The sequence below is a fragment of the Longimycelium tulufanense genome (genome assembly GCF_014645795.1).
In the GTDB taxonomy this organism is placed as follows: Bacteria; Actinomycetota; Actinomycetes; order Mycobacteriales; family Pseudonocardiaceae; genus Longimycelium; species Longimycelium tulufanense.
In genome coordinates, this window is sequence record NZ_BMMK01000004.1 from 242,440 (window position 1) to 248,515 (window position 6,076).

The window sequence follows — 6,076 nt, forward strand, 5'->3', positions numbered from 1 at the left end:
GGCGCGCCCCTCGTTGGTGTTTGGTGCGTGACGGCTCACTCACCGGCGACCGGCGCCGCCGCCCTGCTGTTCTCCTCGGCGACCCGCTGCACAGCGGACTTGGTGGCCAGCGGCACCTCCTTGAGGAACCAGACCAGCGCGAACCCAACGACCATCACCACCGCACCGGTGAGGAACACGGTGTCCATCGCGCTGGAGAAGCCCTCCAGGAACGGCCGGGCGAGCCGTTCGTCGAGGTGCAACAGGAACGAGGTGTCGTCCAGGGACGGGCCACCGCCGTCACCACCCTGGAGCATGTCCAGCACCGGCTTGTTCGCCGGGTTGGCCAGAACGGTCGGGTCGTGCAACGCCTGCTGGAACGCCTGGGTGGGGATCGCGTCGCGGAAGGCCGCGGTGATCCGGTCGCCGACCACGCCGAACAGGATCGACATGAACAACGCCACGCCCACGGTGCCGCCGGTCTGCCGGAAGAACGTGGCCGAGGAGGTGGCCACGCCCATGTCGCGCGGGTCGACGGCGTTCTGGATCGCCATGATCAGGGTCTGCATGCACAGGCCGAGGCCGGCCCCCATCAGCACCATGACCAGGCCGGTTTGCCACACGGGGGTGTCGACGCCGATCCGGCTGAACATGAGCAGCGCGACTAGCATGCCGCCGGTGCCCAGGATCGGGAAGATCCGGTACCGGCCGGTCCGGGAGATCATGACGCCGCTGATGCCCGTGGACAGCATGATGCCGATGGTGAGCGGGACCATGAGCAGACCGGACTCGGTCGGCGTCGCGCCCTTGACGATCTGCAGGTAGAGCGGCAGCGAGAGCAGCCCGCCGAACATGCCGATGCCGACGATGAAGTTGAGCAGGTTGCCCAGCCGGAACACGCCGTTGCGGAACAGGCGCGGCGGCAGCACCGCCTCGTCGCCCATCCGGCGCTCCGCCCAGACGAACAGGACCAGGCCCACCACGCCGATCGCGGCCATCGTCAGCGAGCGGTTTGACAGCCAACCCCACTCCCGGCCCTGCTCGGCCAGGATCAGCAGCGGAACCATGCCCAGGGTGAGGGTGGCCGCGCCCAGGTAGTCCACCCGGTGGTCGACCCGCTGGTGCGGCACGTTGAGGACCCTGCTGACCACGAACAACGCGATGATCCCGATCGGCAGGTTGATCAGGAAGACCCAGCGCCAGCCGGCGAAGCCCAGGACCGTGTCCATGCCGGCGAAGAAGCCGCCGACGACCGGGCCGAGCACGCTGGCGGAGCCGAACACGGCCATGAAGTAGCCCTGGTAGCGGCCGCGCTCGCGGGGCGGGATCAGGTCGCCCATGATCGCGAACGCCAGCGACATCAGGCCACCGGCACCCAGGCCCTGCACGGCGCGCGCCCCGGCGAGCTCGTACATCGAGCCGGCCACCCCGCACAGCAGCGAGCCGATCAGGAAGATCGAGATCGAGGCGAGATAGAACGGCTTGCGCCCGTAGATGTCGGAGAGCTTGCCGTAGAGCGGGGTGGAGATCGTCGCCGTGATCAGGTAGGCGGTGGTGGCCCACGCCTGTTCGGTCTGGCCGTGCAGCTGGTCGGCGATGGTGCGCATCGCGGCGCTGACGATCGTCTGGTCGAGCGCGGCCAGCAGCATGCCGAGCATGAGCCCGGACAGGATGGTCACGATCTGCCGGTGTGTGAGGCCGTTCTCACCGCCCTCCGAGCGGTCGGTCGACGCTGCGGTCTCCCCCATCAGTTCTCCCCTCCGGAGCGGATGTCTTCCATCAGCTCGGTGATCAGGCTCGGTAGGTACTCCTCGTAGGCGCCGGTGAAGCGGGCGAGGAGTCGGGCCAGCTCCAGGCGGTCCGCTGCCGGCCAGGTCGCGACCATCCGGGCGATGTGCTCGCTGCGGCGGTGGCGGCTGTGCTCCAGCAGCTCGCGACCGGCGGCGGTGAGGGCCAGCAGGCTGGCGCGGCCGTCGGCCGGGTCGGCCTGTCGCTCCACCAGCCCGGCCTTGACCAGGTCGGCGACCTGGCGGCTGGCGGTGGAGGCGTCCACGTACACCTTCTCGGCGAGCTCCCCCAGCCGCAGCGGGCCGGACTCGATCAACGTGGAGAGCAGGATGTAGCCCGCCTTCTCCAGCCCGTCGGGGTTGGCCTTGGCGATCTGCGCGTGCGCGCAGGCCATGAGCCGCATGAGCCGGACCAGCTCCATGCCGATCGCGTCGGCGACGGCCAGCTCGGGCTCGGTGGGCGGACTGACCGCCGCGTTCGCCTGACTCATGAACACTCCCATTGCGTGCAGCACCCAATTACTTGGCTGATACAAGCATGCAAGCATTTAGTTGGTCGACGCAACTTGAACAACTGTGAGCTACCTCGCCCGGACAGTGCAGTGAACCCCCATCGGCGCTTACGCCGCGTCACAGACTTCCACGGCCACCCGATCGAGAGCCACTGGATTTTTCGGCCGTGTCGCCCCCGGAAGTCCCCCGCATTGCCCGAGTGCGATCACCCAACGTGACAAAGCTCCGGAAGCACGCAAATCACGTATCCCTCCGCCCTCATCCACAGGCCCCGAAGTTGTCCACAGCCCGCGATCTTGTTCTTGCTTTGCATTTCCGCAGCTCAGTAGGCTTGCCATGGGCTGCGCAGACCCAGGGCGGGCGGGGGCTGTCTAGAGCACAGAGGCGATACGAAGCGGCGCGGACCTTTCCCTCCATCGGCTCGAGGGCGACTGGTGCCCTACTACGGGCCGCACCTGGGTGACGCCGTCAGGCCCAGCCGGGCATGGGGTAGTTGACCAGCAGCTCGCGCACCTCGGCCGCGATCCGGTCGAGCGCGTCGCCGTCGCCCTCGTCGGCGGCACGGACGGCGCGGTCGATCCACTCCGCGATCTGCGGCATCTGCTCCACACCGAGCCCGCGCGTGGTGATCGCCGGGGTGCCGAGCCGGATCCCGGACGGGTCGAAGGGCTTGCGCGGGTCGAACGGCACCGTGTTGTAGTTCAGCTCGATGCCGGCGCGGTCCAGTGCCCGTGCGGCCGGCTTGCCACCGATTCCCTTGTTCGTCAGGTCAACGAGAATCAGGTGGTTGTCGGTCCCGCCGGACACCAGGTCGTAGCCGCGTTCCACGAGCGCCTCGGCCAAAGCGCGGGCGTTGGCCACGATGTTGTGCGCGTAGGTGCGGAACTGCTCGGTGTTCGCTTCCTTCAGGGTGACCGCGATGGCCGCGGTCGTGTGGTTGTGCGGACCGCCCTGCAGGCCGGGGAACACGGCCTTGTCCACCGCCTTCGCGTGTTCGGCGTCGGACATCAGCATCGCGCCGCGCGGCCCGCGCAGGGTCTTGTGCGTGGTGGTGGAGATGACCTGCGCGTGGCCGACGGGCGAGGGATGCGCGCCGCCGGCGATCAGGCCGGCGATGTGCGCGATGTCGGCGACCAGGACCGCCCCGATCTCACGGGCGATCTCGGCGAAGGCTGGAAAGTCGATGGTGCGGGGAATTGCCGTGCCACCACAGAAAATCAGCTTCGGACGCTCTGCCCGGGCCAGGTCGCGTACCTCGTCCATGTCGACACGGCCGGTGTCCTTGCGCACCCCGTACTGCACCGCACGGAACCACTTCCCCGTCGCCGACACGTTCCAGCCGTGGGTGAGGTGCCCGCCCATCGGCAACGCCATGCCCATCACGGTGTCGCCGGGCTGGCAGAAGGCCAGGTAGATCGCGAGGTTCGCGGGCGATCCCGAGTAGGGCTGGACATTGGCGTGATCCACCCCGAACAACGTCTTGGCCCGGTCGACGGCCAACCGCTCGATCGGGTCGATGAGCTGTTGGCCCTCGTAGTACCGACGGCCGGGATAGCCCTCGGAGTACTTGTTCGTCAGGACGGTGCCGGTGGCCTCGAGCACGGCGGTGGAGACGTAGTTCTCCGACGGGATCAGGCGGATCTTGTGGAACTGGCGTTCGGCTTCGGACTCGACGAGCTGGGCCAGTTCGGGGTCGGAGTCGGCGAGGTGTGGAACGGCCGGCTGGTGCATGGGTCCTCCCGGAGCGTCATCGTCTGGACGGAAGCACCCAGGCGCGCGGTGCCGGCCCGTCGATCGCTCCCCGGTGGTCACTTCCACCCAAACGCCAGTCGCGACTGCGTCCCTGATCCTAGGGGATCGGGTGCCAGGGCCCCATCGGGTACACCCGAACTTTTCGATCATGAACCGCCGGAACAGCGGAGCGGCGCCGGTCGATCTGGTCATCTCGGCCGTCGGGCCCACAGGCGGGGGATGGCAGCAGCACTGGTGCCGTCCCCCGCTTGCGGCAACCTCTTGCTCGGGCCCCATGACCGCATCCCACCGCGACGGCCGCCCGGAGGCCGTTTCCTGGCGGGACCTGCCGCCTTCGACCGGCTCAGCGCTGGCGGACCCTGCGGTAGGCGTGGTTCGGCGTTGCCGTGGCCTGGTCGACCGTGTAGGTGTCGAGCACGACCTGCTGATCACGAATCTTCATGGTCATGAATCCCAGGCTGGAGAAGTTTTGCCAGAAAGCCTTGTTCGTGACCTTGCTGCTGCCGTCCCCGTGCTTTGCCGCCGCGCCGCAGACGACCTGCTCCGTGCCCTTCAGGTCCGGGGCGGTGTTGAGGAGCTGCAGGGTGTGGTCATGACCGGCGAGGATGAAGTCGGCCCGTCCCACCACGATCTCCTCGTACATCTCGGCAAGTCGCTTGCCACTCGCGTAGTCGCCCGCCGTGATCCCGTCGTACTCCCCCGCGTTACCGTGCTTTCCGTTGTTGCGGAAGGGATGGTGGGCGAGCACGACCTTCCAGGTCGCCGTCGACTCGGTTAGCGCGCGGTTGAGCCATTCCTTCTGCTGACGCATGAAGGGGCCGTTCCAGTAGTAGTACGGATCCGTTTGCATGACATAGGAAGCGATGGGTGTCGTGTCCAGGGCGAAGAACTCGACGGCCGGCTTCGCCGCCTTCTGTGGCAGCGGCACCGAGTAGTAGCGGGCTGGCATCCACCAACGACGCGAGTGAGAGTGATAGACGACCTCGTGGTCGCCGCGCGAGGGTTGTCCACCGCTGCCGGGGATGAAGCCGCTGCAGTCGTGGTTGCCGAGCACCATCAGCCACGGCACGTCGACGCCGTCGTTGGGTTGCTCGAACTTGGTGTCGAACTCGTCGTCGTCCGGGCTCTCGGGGCCGTCCTCGTAGATGTTGTCGCCGAGGCCGACCGCGAGCGAGACGCCTTCTCTCGCGCAGATCTCCTTGGCCGCCTTCATGACCGCCCACTGGCCCTCGGCGCCGGTGCCGGCATCCCCGGTGACGAGCACCGTCAGGTCGCGTCCGGTGGGCATCGGGAACTTCTGCACCGCCGGCCCGGCCCAGGCGGTGCGGGGCAGCGCGCCCAACGCCGCCATCGCCACCGCTCCGGCCAGAACCTTCCGTCGCTCGATCCGCCGCTGCTGCATGAGCCAGCCTCCAGGTGGGGTGTTCGGGTGCGGCGGCTGTCTATCGAGCGGCCCGGAACCGTGGCCCACGCGACGACCACAACACGATGAACGCGAACAAAATTCACGATCAAGGGCTGGACGGGCGCGTCCTCGCCATTGGACCTACCGGTCAGTAACATCCGCGGCATGGAGATGGACCACAAGCAGCTCGGCGCCCTGATGGCGCAGGCGGTGCCGTGGGTGCGGACCGTGGGTATCGAGTTCCTCGTCGCCGAGCCCGGCCGCGTCGTCGTGGCCCTGCCCGACCACGAGGAGTCCCGCAACCACGTCGGTGGCCCGCACGCCGCGATGATGTTCGGCGCCGGTGAGACCGCCTCCGGCGCCGTGGCCATGGCCGAGTTCGGCGAGCACCTGGGCCGGGCCACCCCGCTGGTCGCCCGCGCCGAGATCCACTACCGCAAGCTCGCGCTGGGCCGGTTGACTGCCGAGGCGGTGCTCGGCCGCACCGTCGAGGAGGTCGTCGCCGAGCTGGACGCCGGGGAGCGGCCGGAGTTCCCGGTCAAGGTCACCATCAGCAACGCCGACGGCGTGGTGACGGGCGAGATGACGGTGGTCTGGACCCTCAAGCCGAACAAGTGACCGCCGGTCGTGGGGGGGGGGG

At 68.4% G+C, this 6,076-nt stretch carries 5 protein-coding genes and 1 riboswitch; of the genes, 1 reads left to right on the forward strand and 4 read right to left on the reverse strand.

The genetic code is table 11. The features are described 5' to 3' along the window. Nucleotides 1–35 precede the first annotated feature (35 nt). The 4 genes from IEY55_RS07260 to IEY55_RS07275 all read right to left on the reverse strand — a co-directional run bounded on the left by IEY55_RS07260 (nucleotide 36) and on the right by IEY55_RS07275 (nucleotide 5,433). The gene (locus IEY55_RS07260; protein WP_189055227.1) at nucleotides 36–1,727 is read right to left on the reverse strand and encodes an MDR family MFS transporter; all 1,692 of its coding nucleotides are present in this window, start codon (nucleotides 1,725–1,727) and stop codon (nucleotides 36–38) included. Beyond that, nucleotides 1,727–2,257 (reverse strand): MarR family winged helix-turn-helix transcriptional regulator, encoded by a 531-nt coding sequence (locus IEY55_RS07265; RefSeq protein WP_189055228.1) that lies wholly within the window; start codon nucleotides 2,255–2,257, stop codon nucleotides 1,727–1,729. The genes IEY55_RS07260 and IEY55_RS07265 overlap by 1 nt, the downstream gene beginning before the upstream one ends. Nucleotides 2,258–2,747: 490 nt before the next feature. Next, nucleotides 2,748–4,010 (reverse strand): serine hydroxymethyltransferase, encoded by a 1,263-nt coding sequence (gene glyA, locus IEY55_RS07270; RefSeq protein WP_189055229.1) that lies wholly within the window; start codon nucleotides 4,008–4,010, stop codon nucleotides 2,748–2,750. 28 nt (nucleotides 4,011–4,038) lie between these two features. Continuing rightward, nucleotides 4,039–4,122, reverse strand: a riboswitch (ZMP/ZTP riboswitch). A gap of 252 nt (nucleotides 4,123–4,374) precedes the next feature. Further along, nucleotides 4,375–5,433: a metallophosphoesterase gene (locus IEY55_RS07275; RefSeq protein WP_189055230.1), complete on the reverse strand. Its 1,059-nt coding sequence runs from the start codon at nucleotides 5,431–5,433 to the stop codon at nucleotides 4,375–4,377. Nucleotides 5,434–5,601: 168 nt separating this feature from the next. Here IEY55_RS07275 and IEY55_RS07280 point away from each other — a divergent pair, with 168 nt between their 5' ends. Next, entirely contained in the window at nucleotides 5,602–6,054 is a 453-nt protein-coding gene (locus IEY55_RS07280) for a DUF4442 domain-containing protein (RefSeq protein ID WP_229686140.1), read from the forward strand. The last annotated feature ends 22 nt before the right edge of the window (nucleotides 6,055–6,076 follow it).